Annotated in this window: 13 protein-coding genes, 1 other RNA gene and 1 pseudogene; 2 read left to right on the top strand and 13 right to left on the bottom strand. The window is 35.7% G+C overall.

What is annotated here, in order from left to right:
* Positions 1–21: 21 nt before the first annotated feature.
* The 6 genes from AAA926_RS01715 to AAA926_RS01690 form a co-directional block, all read right to left on the bottom strand.
* Positions 22–354, bottom strand: coding sequence for an acyltransferase (locus AAA926_RS01715; RefSeq protein WP_198179242.1), 333 nt, complete (start codon positions 352–354; stop codon positions 22–24).
* A 12-nt stretch (positions 355–366) separates the two neighbouring features.
* Positions 367–1,596, bottom strand: a complete 1,230-nt coding sequence (locus AAA926_RS01710) for a metallophosphoesterase family protein (protein WP_198179240.1) — start codon at positions 1,594–1,596, stop codon at positions 367–369.
* A complete protein-coding gene (locus tag AAA926_RS01705) occupies positions 1,586–2,716 on the bottom strand; it encodes a THUMP domain-containing class I SAM-dependent RNA methyltransferase (protein WP_338211719.1) in 1,131 nt (376 codons plus the stop codon). The genes AAA926_RS01710 and AAA926_RS01705 overlap by 11 nt, the downstream gene beginning before the upstream one ends.
* 67 nt (positions 2,717–2,783) lie before the next feature.
* An RNA gene (gene rnpB, locus AAA926_RS01700) (RNase P RNA component class B) lies at positions 2,784–3,156 on the bottom strand.
* 26 nt (positions 3,157–3,182) lie between these two features.
* The gene (locus AAA926_RS01695; protein WP_265892613.1) at positions 3,183–3,623 is read right to left on the bottom strand and encodes a DivIVA domain-containing protein; all 441 of its coding nucleotides are present in this window, start codon (positions 3,621–3,623) and stop codon (positions 3,183–3,185) included.
* Positions 3,624–3,714: 91 nt separating this feature from the next.
* Positions 3,715–4,281 carry an SLOG family protein gene (locus tag AAA926_RS01690; RefSeq protein WP_198179234.1) on the bottom strand — a complete coding sequence of 189 codons (567 nt, stop codon included), beginning with the start codon at positions 4,279–4,281 and terminating at the stop codon, positions 3,715–3,717.
* Between the two features lie 69 nt (positions 4,282–4,350).
* Here AAA926_RS01690 and recU point away from each other — a divergent pair, with 69 nt between their 5' ends.
* Both recU and AAA926_RS01680 read left to right on the top strand, forming a co-directional pair.
* Positions 4,351–4,983, top strand: coding sequence for a Holliday junction resolvase RecU (gene recU, locus AAA926_RS01685; protein WP_338211718.1), 633 nt, complete (start codon positions 4,351–4,353; stop codon positions 4,981–4,983).
* On the top strand, positions 4,973–7,342 hold the full coding sequence (locus AAA926_RS01680; RefSeq protein ID WP_338211717.1) for a transglycosylase domain-containing protein: 2,370 nt from the start codon (positions 4,973–4,975) through the stop codon (positions 7,340–7,342). Before recU ends, AAA926_RS01680 begins: the two co-directional genes overlap by 11 nt.
* A 59-nt stretch (positions 7,343–7,401) precedes the next feature.
* On the opposite strand, the pseudogene AAA926_RS01675 reads toward AAA926_RS01680, so the two are convergent.
* The 7 genes and pseudogenes from AAA926_RS01675 to addA all read right to left on the bottom strand — a co-directional run.
* Positions 7,402–7,554: pseudogene (locus tag AAA926_RS01675) on the bottom strand (IS3 family transposase); the annotation flags it as partial.
* Between the two features lie 189 nt (positions 7,555–7,743).
* Entirely contained in the window at positions 7,744–8,373 is a 630-nt protein-coding gene (nth, locus tag AAA926_RS01670) for an endonuclease III (protein WP_198179228.1), read from the bottom strand.
* Positions 8,374–9,015, bottom strand: a complete 642-nt coding sequence (locus tag AAA926_RS01665) for a DnaD domain protein (RefSeq protein WP_338211716.1) — start codon at positions 9,013–9,015, stop codon at positions 8,374–8,376.
* A gap of 75 nt (positions 9,016–9,090) precedes the next feature.
* Complete coding sequence (gene asnS, locus AAA926_RS01660; RefSeq protein ID WP_338206482.1) at positions 9,091–10,389, bottom strand: asparagine--tRNA ligase; 1,299 nt, start codon at positions 10,387–10,389, stop codon at positions 9,091–9,093.
* 67 nt (positions 10,390–10,456) lie between these two features.
* Positions 10,457–10,939 (bottom strand): hypothetical protein, encoded by a 483-nt coding sequence (locus AAA926_RS01655; protein WP_338211715.1) that lies wholly within the window; start codon positions 10,937–10,939, stop codon positions 10,457–10,459.
* Complete coding sequence (locus AAA926_RS01650; protein WP_338211714.1) at positions 10,926–13,715, bottom strand: helicase C-terminal domain-containing protein; 2,790 nt, start codon at positions 13,713–13,715, stop codon at positions 10,926–10,928. The genes AAA926_RS01655 and AAA926_RS01650 overlap by 14 nt, the downstream gene beginning before the upstream one ends.
* A gap of 22 nt (positions 13,716–13,737) precedes the next feature.
* A complete protein-coding gene (gene addA, locus AAA926_RS01645) occupies positions 13,738–17,385 on the bottom strand; it encodes a helicase-exonuclease AddAB subunit AddA (RefSeq protein ID WP_338211713.1) in 3,648 nt (1,215 codons plus the stop codon).
* Position 17,386 lies beyond the last annotated feature (1 nt).

The raw sequence follows: 17,386 nt of genomic DNA, 5'->3' as shown, positions 1-17,386 counted from the left end.
ATTTTCTGAAACTGCCCTTTTTTATTTTTCAAATCTTAATAAATAGTACTGGCCAAATTCTGCAATTTTGATTTTGTAAATTTTTAGCAGCTGCCAGTCGAAAATAATTGCTGGTTCAGATGTCAATTTTGCTTTAGCACGAAATGGCAGCTTAAATATTTCATCGGTCCAATATGAATTAAAGTAAGTATTAACTAATAACATTAAGAAAACTAAAGCACAAATTAAAGCCGGCCAGTTGAAAACTTTTGTACTTTCATATAAGAAAATAAGACATAAAAAAAGAACTATTAATACCCAGCTAAAATAAATTAATCCACTGCGACCTAAAATAATGAAATGCTTTTTTCTCATAAAGGCTCCTTTTCAATACCAAATTTCTGCTTCAAGGTTGCTATGACTAGTCGTATCAAATAAAGTTCTCATATAATTGCTAAAACGTGGTCTTTGTTTGAGCAAAATTTTAAATTCAGGAGAAGAATATAACTTTTTCAGTTGCTCTTTTTCGATATGATTATGTCCAGTAAAATATTGATAATTCATTTCTATAAACAAATGATTTACCTTTTGCAAGAACTCAGATTGTTCACTATGCAAATGATCTTTCTTATTGGAATTTCCTTGCAAATTTTTAATCTGAATTTCCTTCAAATAATGGTGAAAATGGGCCAAATTTTTTTCTTCCAGCTCTCTTTTAGTTAGAAACGGCTTCATATTAAATGTATGACGTTGATATTTAATATGATTCGGACTTACATCGATTACCCCATACCCCTGATCATATGAACAAAAACTGGAAGTTACTATTTCTATTGCAGGCGTTTTTCCTACTGGTCCAACTATGTTTTGAGCGTGTATATGTCCGGAAAAGGCAAGTTTAATATTGTAGTCCTGACATAAGCGGCATAAAAGTTGAGCATTATTTAGGACAAAGCCTCGATTTACGGCCTGATTATGAATATATAGGTTATGATGCATGAATAATAAAGGCCTTAGATGATTTCTTTTAGCATTTTCCAACTGTTTTTCTAACCAGATAATTTCTTCTTCATTTATTTGTCCTTCGGTCATCGGTGCGCCATTAGACTCCTGCTTACCGTAAATATTGGAATCCAGCAGTATTAAAAGATAACGTTGATTTAGTTGGACACTGTATGCTAATGAATCAGGATCAATGCTCAGTGCACAGTCATATGAATTTTTAAATATTTCCTGCCAACTTTTTGGACTTATTTGTTGAGCATAGAGCTGATTGGGACCTTTAAAAGCACGTGCCCAGCCATCATAAATATCATGATTACCAGGTATGACAAGTAATTTTGTGGCTTTTAAACGAGAAAATATTTCAGCAAATTTTTGTGCTGAAACTAACTCCCCGTTAAAAGTTACGTCACCAGTGACAATAATTGCGGCAGGTTTCTTTTTATTGGCGAAGTCAACAAATGCACGTAAGGCTGTTTCTTGATAAGCCAAATCTTTACCCTGACTAGTATTCTGAATATTCTGAAATGCCTGCCCATCATCATGCAAGCTATCAGCAATTAAGTGTGTGTCCGTAATAACCCAAAATTCCGTATTTGATTTTTCAGTAATCATTTTTCTTTGCCCAATATTGATAAAAGTCTACTCTTAGGTTGCCGTTAAATAATTTTCGCTTTTTGGTGGCTTTCTTACCAAAAAATTTCTCAAAAGCAGGATCTCCAACTAAATAATATTGACTAAAACTATCATATTTTAACAACGTTTCGCCCATTTGTTTATAAAGGTTTTCAGCTGATTCTCGATCTTTTAGCCGTTTACCATATGGTGGATTTGCAATTATAACTCCATTTTGTAGATCAGTAGCAAAGTCCTTTACTGCAACTTGCTTAAAATAAATATCTTGTAAAACACCAGCATTGTTGGCATTTAATTTGGCAATTTCAAGAATAGACTGATCAATATCACTTGCCCATATAGGTTGTTCAAGTGGTTTGATTTCATTCTTGGCTTCTGCTAGCAATTCCTGATGAATAGAACTGTCAAACCAATCAAAGCCATCAAAAGCAAATTTGCGCCAACTGCCAGGAGCGATGTTTTTACCTATTAACGCAGCTTCAATAGCAAGAGTACCAGAACCTGTCATTGGATCTATAAGAGGATGAGTGCCGTCATATGGAGTTAGTTTTAATAGTCCTGCTGCAAAGTTTTCTTTTAGTGGTGCTCCACCGTGTTCAATACGATAGCCCCTTTTGAATAAGCTGTCTCCAGTAGTATCCAATGAAATTCTGGCAACATCTTTATTAATATGAATGTCAAGAGGATATTCATTACCATTCTCTGGCAAAAAGCCACGTCGATGATATTGATCTGACATCTTATTTACAATCGCCTTTTTTACGATTGATTGGATACCCGGCTCAGAGTGCAATTTAGACCTGACTGATCTACCTTTCACAGGAAATTTCGCGTCAACAGGTAGTAATTCTGCCCAGTCAATGTCATAAACTTGATTAAAAAGAGTATCGAAATCAGTTGCTCTAAATTCTTTCAATAAAATTTTAACGCGATCTGCCGCTCTTAACCAAAGATTGGTTTTGACAATATCTTTTTGCGCGCCTTCAAAAAATACTCTGCCATTTTCAGTACGCGTTTGATAGCCCATTGCCTGCAATTCTTTGGCGACAACACTTTCAAATCCTGCGCCCATAGTTGTATATAGTTGATATTTTTCCATCTTAATTCTTTCTTTTCTTAAAAAAAGCGTTGAGCCCTTTGAAAAGCTCAACGCTGCCAATGCAAATTTCTATAAGCCACGTTCTGTTAAGGTATTTGTGGCATAAATACCCTTAGCAGCCATCTATCTTTGCTATAACTAGCAACTCCAATCTTTAGTTCATTTTCATAGATTGAAACGCCCCCACCAAGTTTGGGTTGCACGCTCGCAGGGTTTACCTCGTTCCACCAGAAGCGTTTCCACCTCTGCTACGTCACTGTGGCACTTTTCAGAATATTCATGCATGTCATTTACGTATGATTTAGCACTTTTTTCGCCGTAATTAAAAATTCTTTAGCTTATTGGGCTAAATACGAACACTACAAGCATCGCAGCTCGTGCGTGCGTGGACTTTCCTCAGCCTGACCTTTTTACAGGTCAAACCGCGACTGCTCAAAATTTGCACCATTTAAAATTATATCAAAGCTTACTCTTTTTGTAACCCATAAACTCGTTGTTCCAGATTATAAACTTTTCGTTCAAGGGTTGAAATTCTTTGAATGATAGCCATATTAGTAGAACTTTCCGTTTGATAATCCGATTCGGTAGTTGAATTAAAGCTATGAGTAGAACTTTCTTTAGTCGGTTTATAAGTTCTGACGGTTTCCTGCGTAACCGCTGGACTTACCCTTCTAGTTTTTTGCGCTTGGACGGATTCTTCTTTATGTTGGTCTTCCATTAGTTCACCCTGAAGTTTACCAATTTGGCCATAAAGATCTTCAATTATTTGTTCAAAGGTATCGTAATCAGCAATCACTTTATCTAAAAAAGCATCGACCTCATCTGGATCCAAACCTTTAACCTTTGTTCTAAATTGTTTTTTTAAAATATCCTGAGTGGATAGTTGAATATCATTTAAATCTGCCATGATAATATACAACTCCTTTTTTTATCACTTTTATTCTAGCAAAAACTGGACTGGCTTAAAACTAAAATGTTAATTTTAAATCAAAGTTATCTTATTCTCGAAATTCGTCATCTTGATTTTCTTGAAATTCTTCTGCTTCATCTTGCAGATCATAAAAATCAATTAACTCCAGAGGATATGCTGTTGTCTCTTGGTATTTTTTGATTAAATTATAATCAAACTTTGGTTTTCCCGGATTTTCCGGATCATAAATCATTAGGGCCCTATCGGTATGCATAAGCATAAAATTTTGGTAGTTGCGCAATTGAACAGGATTTTGATATTTTTCTTTAGAAGTGGAGGCAAAAAAATCAACTTGTTGTTTTAAAGTAAGGTACTTTTCCTGATTTTTTTCGTTCCATCTACTAGCGAACTCCTCATAGGGAACAATAATGGATACTCGTAATGGATATTTTTGTCGTAAATCAATTGCCACTTCGCTTGCCCACTGCTCAATCCCAAGGTTAGCTCCAGTTATTACCCAGTCGAGTTGATTATTTTCCAATAGGTTAACCATATGTTTCTTTAAAACCAACTTAATAATTTTTATCTTAGGATCTTTGTCTCCAAACGTATTAAGTTCGTAGTTGCGATATCCAGTTACCCACAATCTTTGCATAATGAAACAGATAGCTCCTTGTTCAAAAACTTTTTCTTTATTGCTATAATGCTAGCAGGAGTGATATTTATGGTCAAATATCCAACCGGCAGTTCTGCCGCTTTTCGTAAATTAAATTATAGTCCTCAAGCAAAGCACCAAAAAAGAAGACACAAAAATATTAATTTTTCTGACCGGGGAATGAATCTTGAGCAGATGATTAATGAATCTAATAAATATTATCGTACCAAAGAAATTGCAGTGGTGCATAAAAAGCCAACGCCAATTCAAATAGTTAAGGTAGACTACCCTAAAAGGTCACGTGCAGTAATAAAAGAAGCATATTTCCGCCAGGAATCAACTACGGATTATAATGGTGTTTATAAAGGATACTATCTCGACTTCGAAGCAAAAGAGACCAAAAATAAAACTAGTTTTCCTTTAAAAAATTTTCACGAGCATCAGATAATTCACTTAGCAGAATGCTTGAAGCAAAAAGGAATATGCTTTACAATAATAGGATTTACAAGTTTAAACCGCTATTTTGTAACACCAGCAAGCGCAATCATTAAAGCTTGGTGGACCAAAGATAAAAGTTCGTTAACATTAAAAGAAGTCGAGGATTGGTCAGTAGAGATTAAGAACGGCTTTCAACCCACTCTGCCATACCTGAAAGCTGTAGATTCTTTCATCTCGGATAGGAAAATACACGATGACAAATAAAAATTCAAACTCAAATAATGGACGTGAATCACGTAAGGACTACAGGCAAAGTCTGCCCAAACCATTGTGGCGTCGAATACTTAAGTGGACATTTTTAGGTGTTTTTTTAATTTTGGTAGCTGGCGTAGGTTTGTTTGCCTTTTATGCTAAAGATGCTCCTAACATTAGTCGAGCTGATCTTGAAAGTGGTGGCTCTTCAGGGTTATATAATACCAATGGTAAATTTATCATGTCCCTTGGAACTGAAAAAAGGTTGTATGTTAAAGACAGCAAAGATTTGCAACTACTAAAAGATGCTATTGTATCAGTTGAAGACAAGCGCTTTTATAGAGATAAGCTGGGAATTGACCCTATTCGAATTGCAGGCTCAATGTTAACCAATGCTAAAAGCAAGAGTATTTCTGCTGGTGGCTCTACCATTACCCAACAATTAGTTAAATTGACAAAATTTTCAACTTCTGCCTCTCAAAGAACATTACGCAGAAAAGCACAAGAAGCATGGCTGGCTATGCGAGTTCAAAGAGAATACAGTCATGATGAAATTCTGGAGTTTTATATTAATAAGGTTTACATGAATTACGGTAATACTGGAATTGGCACTGCTGCTAACTTTTATTATGGTAAAAAGATTGGAGATTTGGACCTGGCCCAAACAGCTATGCTTGCAGGAATGCCTAACAGACCAACCGTTTATAATCCCTACACCTACCCAGAATATGCAAAATATCGGCGTAATATTGTTCTCAAAGCAATGTTAAACAATAAAAAAATTTCTCAAGAACAATATGATGAAGCTAGGAAGGAAAGCATAAAAAAGGGGTTAAAACCTCATAATCAACGTAAACAATCTAATTTACGCAAAATTAATGATCCTTACATTAAAGAAGCAATTGCCGAAGTTAGAGCTAAGGGATTTGACCCCTTCCGCGATAACTTAAAGATTACCATTAATATGGATCAAAAGGCTCAAAAGAAACTTTATCAACTGGCTAATAATGGTCAAGTTCCTTTCACAAATGACAAGATGCAGATTGGGGCTTCCGTAGTCGATCCAAGTAACGGCCACGTAGTAGCTATACTTGGTGGCAGGCACTTACCCTCTTCAGTTCAATTGGGCTTAGACCGAGCAGTACAAACCACTAGATCTACTGGTTCTTCAATAAAACCGGTCTTAGATTATGGTCCGGCAATTGAATATCTAAATTGGTCAACAGCAAAAATGCTAGATGACAGCAAGTATGTATATCCAGGAACGAATGTGCAACTCTATGACTGGGATAATAAATATGATGGCATGATGACAATGAGACATGCCTTGGAACAGTCACGTAATGTTCCTGCAGTCAAAACTTTGAGAGAAGTTGGTGTTAAACGAGCAGCAAAATTTGCTGGGAAAATGGATATCAATGTTCCTAAGGACTCAGGCTTGTCAGTGGCAATTGGTGCCAATGCGTCAAGCTTGCAGATGGCCGGTGCTTTTAGTGCATTTGCTACGATGGGAATCTATCATAAACCGCAATTTGTTTCTAAAATTGAAACTCCTGATGGACTTACCAGAAATTATGATTCTGAAGGCATTCGAGTGATGAGTAAGTCTACAGCTTACATGATTACGGACATGCTGAAAGGAGTAATTAAACGTGGTTCTGGTACCAACGCTCAAATTAGAGGTTTGCATCAGGCTGGAAAAACTGGTTCTGTTAAATATTCAGAACAGGATTTAGCACGCTACCCAGCATACGCTGCAACACCTAAAGATTCCTGGTTTGTAGGTTATACGCCTAGTTATTCAATTGGTGTTTGGACAGGCTATGATAATCTGAAAGACGGAACCATTTCCGGCATCGGTCAGCAATCGGCACAGCTTTTTTACAAGAACATGATGACTTATCTGATGAGAAATAAAGAAAATGTCGATTGGCAAAAGCCTGACTCTGTGATCCGAGCAAAAATTGCTAGAAACTCAAATCCGCCTGAAGTGTCGTCTACAGGTGAATGGCAGTTGTTTGTTCGTGGTCATTCTCCTATTGGTATAGTTGATGATAGCAGCGATTATGATGAAGATGATGAGAAAACTAATACTAATGATTCTTCTTCAACAAATACTCAAGGAAGATATTCAGTTCAACATAATCAAAATGGTTCAACCAGGCAACCTGATAAGAATCAAAGAAAAGCCAAAAGTTCAAAAGATAAGAAGCAAAATCATACAAGTGAAAATGATTCACCAAATTCAAGTCAAAATAATGACTCTAATAATTCCGATTCGGGTACCAGTTCTGATCATGAGCAAAAGCCTAACAAACCTGGCGGTGAAAGCAATAATACAAATACCAACAATGAAAATAATGACCATTAGTTAAGAAAAACGTCGAAAAATTGATGTGAACCCCAAATTAGGACACTTTATATTAGCTATTAACTGAGGACTAACTGCCGATATTCAAGCGGAGTTAGTCCTTTTAGTTTGATCTTGATTCTTTTCTGGTTGTAATACTCAATGTAGTCTCTAATCGCATCTTCCAGTTCAGTGAGATTTTTAAACTGCTTTTCAAAGCCATAAAACATTGCTAAAACAGTTAAGTAAATAAATTTAACATACATAGTATTAGGAACGCCTGTTCTATCATAGGGATGAAGTAATAAGAATAAAGCAGAACCTACAAAAATCTTTTAAAGTTAGTCGTTTGCCAACTATTCATAGTATAGATTCCTTTAATATTATTTTGATAAAGAAATTATACTAAACTTTTTTAAACCCTATTTTTCTTTTAAATAACTGTAAGGATCGTTTTTATCACGTGCTGTCATGGAATAGCGACCAAATAGAATCATTGCGTGATGAGTATGAATCCATTCGTTTTTTGGTAAAATTTCTTCTAACCTTTTTTCTACTTCAAGAGGTTTGGCATTTTGTGGCACAATATGGAATCGTTTTGAAATTCGTGACACGTGTGTATCAACTGCTATCGCCGGTATCCCAAATCCCTCTGCTAAAACAACATTAGCAGTCTTCTCGCCAACTCCAGGCAAAGAGATTAACTCCTTTTTATCTGGTGGAATTTGACTATCATATTTTGAAACCAAAATTTCTGCTGTCTCTTTTAAGTGCTTAGCTTTAGAATGATAAAGTCCAATTTGGGAAATATGATTTTCTATCTCTGAAATTGTTGCCGAGGCTAAATTCTTGGGTTCTGGATAATCTTCCATAAATTTTGGCATCACTCGATTTACCATCTTGTCTGTGGTTTGAGCACTCATTAACACTGCACATAATAAATGAAATTTATTGTCCCAAACCAATTCACTTTTGGCATCAGGATACATGCGGTTGATGCACTCTAGCACCTTTCTAGCTTCATTTTTACTAAGTATTTTTTCTGCTTTCATTTAGCGGTTCCTCCTCAAAAACTTTTGGACTTCACTGCTTGTTTTTAGATTATGTCTTTGCCAATTGAGCAAAATACGATCAACATACTTCAGACTATATGCTTGAGATAAGACTGCTTCGCGTAGGGCCAGCTTAATAATGGCCGGATCGTAGTGATCTACATTGAGCCAAGCGGCAATTTCTTCTCGTTCTATTGGACTTAAATAGCGGCCAAATTCAATTTCAAATTGCCGCACTAACTGATTTAATGGACTGTTATCAATAACAGTTTCTGATTTTTTAACAGGTATTTTTTTATTAGCTGCCAAAGTTTTATTTTCCAGCAATTGATCCAGCTTATCATATAATGGATTCAGATTATATTTGTTTCCAATCATGCCATTCTGGTCAGTAACCTGATCAATCACAATTAAATCTTTTTCAATCAATTTTTGGATTAAAGCAGTGATTTCTGTAACAGAAAAGTTGGTATTTCCTGCAATCTGTTCATTGGTGGGGAAAAAAATGTTTTTCTGAGCAAACAATTCCAACTGAATAATGACCATCATTTCTGCATCATCAATATTAAGTTGCGGATAATAAGCTAGTAAACCATTTGATAAGGTAGTGAAACCTAAAAAGCGGTAATCATTATAGCGCATATTAACTTCTCCCTTTAAAAAAGTTGAACTAAATCAATCTTTAGTTCAACTTTCAACTATACTATTCACTTTAATTTAAGGTTCCAAACGATTAATCATTCTCGGGAATGGAATAGCTTCGCGGACATGATCCAATTTGCAAATCCAAGCAATAACACGTTCAAATCCCATCCCAAAACCAGAATGAGGTACACTGCCGTATTTGCGCAAATCTAGATACCAGCTGTAATCATTCTCATTTAAACCAGCCTCATGTATTTGTTTAAGCAAAGTTTCATAATCACTTTCACGTTCAGAACCACCCATGATTTCGCCATAACCTTCTGGTGCCAAAACATCTGCACACAAGTATTCCTTAGGATTATCGGGATTTTTCTTCATGTAAAATGGTTTAATACTTGTCGGGTAATTAACAATGAAAAATGGACGATCAAATTTTTCAGAAATAAAAGCCTCGTCAGGAGCACCAAAATCATCGCCCCATTTGAAGTCACGACCATCGTCTTGCAAAATTTTTACTGCATCATCATAAGACAAGCGAGTGTAATTACCTTGAGCCGCAGGCTCTAATTTTTTGGGATCACGACCTAAAATTCCTAATTCATATTGACAATGCTTGAGAACCTGTCCGGTCACGTATGACAAAAAACGTTCTTGCAAATCAAGAGATTCATCTTGATGCATCCATGCCATTTCTGGCTCCATCATCCAAAATTCAGTTAAATGACGACGAGTTTTTGATTCTTCAGCTCTAAAAGTGGGACCGAAAGTAAAAATTTTACCGAATGCTTCTGCTCCAACTTCACCGTATAGTTGCCCAGACTGTGATAGGTAAGCATCCCCACCAAAGTACTCCGTATGAAATAACTCGGTAGTTCCTTCAGGAGCTGAATGCATAAAAATAGGAGCATCAAATTTTACAAAGCCTTCATTTTCAAAAAAGTCAACCGTAGCTTTGAAAATAGTATTTCTAATGCGCATAATTGCAAAAGGACGTTTGCTTCTAAGCCATAAATGCCTGTGGTCAAGCAAAAATTCGATCCCGTGTTCCTTGTTGCCGATGGGATAGCCTTCATTGTTAGTTATCAGCTTTAAATCGGAAATTTGAATTTCATAACCAAAATGAGAACGCTCGTCTTGGTGTACAGTTCCCTGAATATAAAAACTGGCCTCTTGATGCAGAGATTTTGCTATTTCAAACACTTCATCAGAAACCGCATTTTTACGAACTACGCCTTGAAAAAAGGCTGTACCATCACGTAATTGTAAAAATACTATTTTGCCGCTTGAACGTTTGTCAGTCAACCAAACGTGCATTTTTACTTCTTGGTCAACATGCTTGCGGCAATCTTCTATTGAAATTAATTCTGTCATAAACTTTTATTCCACTTTCCTTATCGTAATCAAATTAATGATACCAAAGTTTGATCAATTTAGCGACTTAACCTACTAATTTTCCATCTTTAAAATTATAAAGTTGATAATGATATTCACCAGCTATATTTTTAGAGCTTACTTCCCACACGGGTTTATTTTTATACCAGCCCAGATTAACTTCCGTAATTTTTTCATTAGGCTCTTTTGCACTATATTTATTTCGAATAAGCCCTTCATTTACGCCTTTGCTTGCTGAATAAAGATACGCTTTTTTAGATCCTGGTAAATAGATAAAGTAGTAAGTCTTATGGTTTTTAGTTAGACCCTTAAGTGCATAACTATTAACTCCGCGATTTAAATGATAGTTTTTTTCTGTATATTTGATAGGAGTCTTTTCGACGGCTATTCTGTTGAGTTCACGAGTTTCTGAACGTTCCGGATTACCTGCCTTGTAAAAAATAACAATGAAAGCAAAGTATAAAAAAATCAGAATTATAAATACCCATGCTAAAAATTTAAAAGTTTGCTTTGTATCATCTTGTATCATAGTTTGTTAGCTTTTCCTGTAAATTACTTAAAGATGTTTTTTTGACTTTAACTGGAACGGCTGCCAGAAAAACCGGACCATAATCTTTTGACCAGATTCTTGAATCCAGTATTAAAAATTGACCTTTATCCTGTTCTCCACGAATTAGCCTGCCCATTCCCTGCTTAAAGCGAATAATTGCTCGCGGCATTGTATCGGCATGGAAAACATCTATACCCCTGTCAACAAGTTGTCTTTGACGCAACTTAACTTCTGGCAAATCAGGTGATTCGAAAGGCAACTTAGTTGCTATTACCAAATCAACACCACATTCATGAAAATCAATTCCTTCCCAAAAACTATCTGCTCCTAAAATAAGTGCTTGTTTAGCAATTGCAAATCTCTTAATAATCCGATTATTTGAACCGGAAACGCCCTGAGCTAAAATTTCAAAATCACGTAAACTAGGTGAATTTATAATGGCACTAAAAACTTTTTTTATTTGTTCTAGGTTTGTCATAAGAACTAAAACATGATTTTTATTTGCCAGATCTTTCTCCAAAATCTGGGTTAGACTTTTATCATATTTTGGGTCGGTGATATCGGGAAAGTCAGTCACAGACAATACTTCAAGATGTTTTGCCAGCTTAAATGTGCTTGTTCCGATATACTTTTGTGGCGCTAAATCAGTTAATCCGAGAAGCTTAGTGATAAAATCAAAACCTTTTCCACTAGTTAAGGTAGCACTGACAAATGAAATATGGTCGAAGCGATCATATATCTTATGAAGTTCGGGCGTTGCATCAAGCATTAACCAGCTTAAGTTGGCACTTAAAGGATCTTGCGGATTAGTTAAAGTAATGATAAACCCTTCCGAATCCACATAAGCTTTTTTATGAAGCAGATCCGATAATTGATAGCTTTTAGTAATATAGTCGTCAAGTTGATCTATTTGATCCGAAACTTCACTTAAAATAGCATCCCTATCGATATTCGAATTGTCAGTTTCATTGTAAAGCTTAAATAGAATTTGATTGGTATTTTGCCTAATGCCTTCTAATTTTCGTTGTAATTCCGCCAGTTTAGTTAAAAATTGACTATTCTTGGGAAATAGGTCTTTACCTCTAAAACTGAGAAGTAAATTGCCATTAGCTAGAGTATTTTGACTGACAGCTTTCTTCTTTTTCGAACAGAGCAAACGTTGCAAATGATTAATCACTTTGATCAGATCAAGTATTGCCGGATCTAATTTTTCTAAGAGAAAATTAAACTGTACATCATTACCATACTGATTAAATACACTGTCATCAGCATAATAAAGCAAATTACGCAGGTGAGTAAGAAGGCCCCACAATGATTCAAATTGAAATGAGTCATTCCTTGAAGTAATTACATTGTCCACAAAGCGATGGGCTTCGTCAATAACGAGGTAGGGATTTTGACCCCAAATTGTATCATTATAATGATTGGCTAAATAGGCATGATTCGTGACTAAAATGTCAGCTTGCTCTTGCCTTTGTCTGGCCAAATTCCAGAAATCAACATCAGCAAAGATGCTGCCAACACGAGCATCTCCCGGGTGAGCAATTTGGGCAAATAAAGGAGCACGATAATTAGTTAGCTGCAATTCATCTAGATCACCCGTTCGAGTTTCAGTTAACCAAACCAGAATGCGCATTTGCAACACCAGAGTTAGTTTATTGGGAGTCCCCTGATACAGACTTTGGTAAAAACCATCTAAATCAAGGTAATGGCTGCTGGCCTTTACTTCTTCTGCTTTCAAATCCAACTTGGTTACATTCAGTAATTGGGGAATTTCCTGCTCTATTATCTGCCTTTGCAATACTTTGGTGGGAGTGGCAATTACTAATTTTCTATTTGTATATAATTGATAGGAATATGAAAACAGGTAGGAAAAAGTTTTACCAGTACCATTAGGTGCTTCAATCAATAGTGCTTTTTGCTTAGGAGCATTCAAAAATTGCTCAATGCGATTGATGAGATCTACCTGAGGCTGGCGGTAATTAATCTTATTTTTAAATAATCTCTTCTTGTCCGCGTCACTTTTAGGAAAAAGACCAGACTGTTGATTCTCAGAATTAATTACATTTTCCTGTTTTCGTAAAATTATTTGCCGTACTTGTTGATATTGAGCCGGTAATGGTCGTTTTTCCTTGCGTGCGTCATCAGCAATGGTAGTAAAAATCCAGGAAGTGTCACGAATTAAGCCGTGAGCCAAAGAACTTAGCGTATTTAATGTAGCTTGAGGAAGATTTTCAAGTCGTTCAATTATTTTTATTAATAAAACAGCGGTGCCGTAGGCATCAGAATCTGCTTTATGAGGGTTTAAATGTCTAATCTGCAGGCGAGTTGTCAAATCGCTTAACTTGTATGATGGTTCAGTAGGAAATGCAATTTTTGCCAGCTCTACCGTATCTATTGCGCGATTAGTTAGTGGTTCATAGCCGTGCTGCACTAATTCAAAATTTAAAAATGGCAAATCAAAGTTAACATTATGAGCTACAAAGACAGTATTTTTCAAGATTTTGACAATCTTGGGTGCATAATAAGCAAAATCTTTTTCTTGAGCTACATCTTTGTTGTGTATATGGGTTAAATTTTGCACCGCTATCGGAATTTCGCGGTGAGGATTAATCATAAAAGAGTAAGTCTTGACAACTTTCATATTCTTAATAATAGCGCAGCCAAACTGAATGATATGATTATTTTCTTCCCGTTGTGTTCCCGTAGTTTCTAAATCCACTACAGCAAAAACGGTATGCTCGAATGATTTCATTTTGCAATTACCCTCCTTTCTGTTAATTTAATTCAACAATTTTGCATGCATCTAACAAAACCAAGTATTTTGCTTTAACTTTTTTGTCAGCAAAGGAATTAAGAGCTCTTTCATAAAGACGCAGCTGACCTAAATATTTTTGCTTTATGTTTTTGATAGCTAATTGCAAATGAGTTTGATCAATATGATCGGTTTTATAATCAAATAATATTATGCCATCTTTTTCGGTAAAATAACCATCTATTGTACCATGAATTAAAATTTTTGCGTCTGCATCACTGAAATTATCAAATAGACTATCGGCTGGCAACAGACTCGAAAATTCAATTTCACGGTGCAAGTTTTCTGGCTTTTGCCAAAATTTCTTTGCAAAATCACTATGAACAAACCAATTTATTTTTTCTAAATCTAAACTGGAAACAATATTGTTATTAAGTTTATTTTGCTTAACTAGTTCCTGTACTTCTTCTTTAACTTGGTCGATGTTTCCCGATCCATGATAATCGTAGTATTGCAGGATCAGGTGCATTGCAGTACCGATTTCTGCTCCTGTAAACCGTGTTTTAAACAGAAAATCAGGTTTAGTATCTATTGGCTGCAAGTAACGATTAGTTGAAGAAATTAGGTGCGCATTTTCCAGTTCGGTATCAAGAGGATCGCTAAATGCTTTTTTAATTTCAGATACTGATTGATAAGCAGTTGTCTGACTGGCATCTTGAAAAGGATAATTAAAATTAAATAGTTTTTTTGTATATTCTTCTAATGATGAAATGTTCTCAGTTTTGTTCTCCTCTGGACCAGCATCTTCTTGAGGATAAACCTTTTCATCTTGGTACTGGATATAAAGCAGTTCCTGACTTGTTTCCAACGCTGAATTTATATCATTAATTTTTTGACTTAAAAGCTTGTCCCATTTGATTGATGGACCAATCAAACTCATCGGATTTGAAGCGTTAAGCTTACTGCTCAACGTGAGACGTCCATTTTGATCAGCTTCATTTTGCCAATTTTCAATTGTTCGAGGCAGATTTTTTAAATCAGCTACCAAAATTAACTTTTGCTTTGCTCGGGTCATCCCTACATATAAAATGCGAGCTTCTTCTTCTAAAAGCTGCTTTTTTTTGGATATATTGGCGATAGATTTAACAAGGGTATCAGCACGATAATGTTTTTGCTTGATAGTTAAACCTACAGAACCTGAATTTATAATGTAATTGCCACTTAAATCCCGCTTTTGAAATTGATGTTGCAAGCCTAAGTAAAAAACAATGGGAAATTCCAAGCCCTTGGAACTATGTACAGTCATTAAACGCACAGAGTTGCCAGCTTCTTTAGTTAAAAGTGGCTGCGCCAGGTCCTTTTGGCTACGTCTCATTCGCTCAATAAAATTGATAAATTGATATAAGCCCTTAAAACCAGCGCTTTCATACGAAGCAGCTCTTTCATATAAAGCCTCTAAGTTGACTCTGCGCTGCTTGCCATTAGGTAGTGAGGTCATAATTTCAAGCAGGCTGGTCTTTTCATAAATACTCCAAATCAATTCTGAAATTCTATGTGTTGCAGCGAATTTACGCAATTCTTCGAGTTGATTCAAAAAATCTTTAACTTTTTGACTTAGTTCATCACCCGCGGCAACATAAGAAGTTAAAGCATTGTAATAACTGGCATTCTGCGTATGAATTCTAATAGTACTAAGCTCAGGCTCTGTAAAATTAAAAAGAGGTGACCTTAATACAGCAACAAGCGGAATATCCTGATCTGGGTTATCAATGATTCTCAAGTAGTTCATGATAATAGTTAATTCTAAAGTTTGAAAATAATTTTTCGCATCGGTAACCATTATCGGAATATGACTTTTGGCAAACTCTTGCATAATTTCAAGGTTATTGCTGCGACTTCGGGTTAAGATAACAATATCACTGTATTTAAAAGGTCTTAGATGATTATTATTTTGGGAGTTTTTGTCATAAATTAACAAATTTTCTTCTGTGAATTTTTTAATTCGATTAATAACCATTGCAATTTCAGCTGAATCAATATCATCAGGATCCTCATCTTGCGGGTTGGTTTCGTTTTTATTTTTCTCATGAAGTAGTATTTCTGTCGCATCAGGAAGATTTGCGGGGTAATATTTAGCGCCATAAGTCAACTGACTCTCATTGTTATAATCAATACCTCCAAAATCAGCTGTCAAAATATTTTTAAATATTTGATTAACTACAGAAATAACTGGCTGAGAAGAACGGAAATTGTCCGACAATAAAATTCTTTCTTCTTTTGCTTGATTTTCTTTAAGGGCTGCTTCTTGATATTTGTGTAAAAACAAACTTGGTTCAGCCTGCCTAAAGCCATAAATTGACTGCTTAACGTCACCAACCATAAAAAGATTGTTTTGACCATCTTTTTTAATTAATTGCAAGATATTTTCTTGCAGCGGATTGATATCCTGATATTCATCGACCAAAATTTCATTAAATTTATTTTGATAAAAGTTTCGTGCCATTTGGGATGCAGAAGTGTCTTGGCCGAGAATTTGGTAGGCCAACTGTTCCATGTCACTAAAATCAAGCAGGTTTTCTGCTCTTTTAAGCTCATTGAAACGGTCAATCAGTGCCAGTTCTGCTTTAACGATTGCAGTCATTATCTGCTGGCCTTTTTGCATCATCGACAATTGCTCTTTTTCGTCAGTGGCATAAAAAGAGGTAAAGGCAGTAAAAATCTGTTCTCTTGCCTCTTTTTTAAAATCCGAGCACTTGTCATAAAAAGCTATAATATCTTCGTCCCATTTTTTAGTTTTACGCGGATTGCCCCTGAAAATGCAAGCACGTAGTTTTTCTCGCTGATCATCATATGTGCTGTCATTTTTCAGTTCATGCAAATAGCTGCTAAGACATTTTTCAAACAAGTCAAAACTTTCTTTAACTTTATGCAGTTCTTTAGTAGTCATGACCGCATTTTGACACAGATGCTCTAACTTATCAGCAAGATTTTGAAAAAGATTGACTAAATAAGGCTTAATTTCATTCTGCCACAAAGAAGATTTGCTTACTTCTTCTCCCATCTGATATTTTGAGGCTAGCCCTTGCAGCCATTCGCGATAATCAGGTTTAGCCATTGCGTAATTATATAAGTCTAACAATAAATTCTGTGGTGATTCCGCGTCCCTGTCACCCGCAAAATTGTCATAAAATGCTATGAAGTCCTTATCTTTTTTCTCTAAAAACTCTCCTTCAACTTCTTTTAATGCCCGTTCACGCATTAATTCCGCTTGTGACTCGTCAGTTAGTATACTGAAGCTGGGGTCAAGATTAATTATGTAATAAAAGCGATGAATCACATCCAGACAAAAGGCATCAATTGTAGAGATATTAGCAGAGTCAATCAAATTTAACTGTTGACGCAAATATGAATTGTTTGCAGACTTCTGCATTTCATTTGTTAATACTTCTTTAATCCGTTTTTTCATTTCCGCTGCAGCTGCTTTTGTAAATGTAACTACTAACAGTTGATCAACACTGACGCCAGAAAGAATTTCTTTCATTAAGCGCTGCACAAGAACGGTGGTTTTGCCACTACCTGCGGAAGCTGACACCAGTATGTCGCGGCCATGATCATTAATAGCTTTTTCTTGAACGGCTGTAAATGGGGTTTTTTCTTTTTCTTGAACCATT

The sequence above is a fragment of the Lactobacillus juensis genome (assembly GCF_036246285.1).
Lineage (GTDB): Bacteria > Bacillota > Bacilli > Lactobacillales > Lactobacillaceae > Lactobacillus > Lactobacillus juensis.
Note: the sequence above shows the minus strand (reverse complement) of the source record. Positions and strands in the feature narration are given on the sequence as shown.

Bases quoted from the DNA above. Each gene is read 5' to 3' on its own strand.
- AAA926_RS01715 (WP_198179242.1), bottom strand. From the start codon at position 354: ATGAGAAAAAAGCATTTCATTATTTTAGGTCGCAGTGGATTAATTTAT.
- AAA926_RS01710 (WP_198179240.1), bottom strand. From the start codon at position 1,596: ATGATTACTGAAAAATCAAATACGGAATTTTGGGTTATTACGGACACA.
- AAA926_RS01705 (WP_338211719.1), bottom strand. From the start codon at position 2,716: ATGGAAAAATATCAACTATATACAACTATGGGCGCAGGATTTGAAAGT.
- AAA926_RS01695 (WP_265892613.1), bottom strand. From the start codon at position 3,623: ATGGCAGATTTAAATGATATTCAACTATCCACTCAGGATATTTTAAAA.
- AAA926_RS01690 (WP_198179234.1), bottom strand. From the start codon at position 4,281: ATGCAAAGATTGTGGGTAACTGGATATCGCAACTACGAACTTAATACG.
- recU (WP_338211718.1), top strand. From the start codon at position 4,351: ATGGTCAAATATCCAACCGGCAGTTCTGCCGCTTTTCGTAAATTAAAT.
- AAA926_RS01680 (WP_338211717.1), top strand. From the start codon at position 4,973: ATGACAAATAAAAATTCAAACTCAAATAATGGACGTGAATCACGTAAG.
- nth (WP_198179228.1), bottom strand. From the start codon at position 8,373: ATGAAAGCAGAAAAAATACTTAGTAAAAATGAAGCTAGAAAGGTGCTA.
- AAA926_RS01665 (WP_338211716.1), bottom strand. From the start codon at position 9,015: ATGCGCTATAATGATTACCGCTTTTTAGGTTTCACTACCTTATCAAAT.
- asnS (WP_338206482.1), bottom strand. From the start codon at position 10,389: ATGACAGAATTAATTTCAATAGAAGATTGCCGCAAGCATGTTGACCAA.
- AAA926_RS01655 (WP_338211715.1), bottom strand. From the start codon at position 10,939: ATGATACAAGATGATACAAAGCAAACTTTTAAATTTTTAGCATGGGTA.
- AAA926_RS01650 (WP_338211714.1), bottom strand. From the start codon at position 13,715: ATGAAATCATTCGAGCATACCGTTTTTGCTGTAGTGGATTTAGAAACT.
- addA (WP_338211713.1), bottom strand. From the start codon at position 17,385: ATGGTTCAAGAAAAAGAAAAAACCCCATTTACAGCCGTTCAAGAAAAA.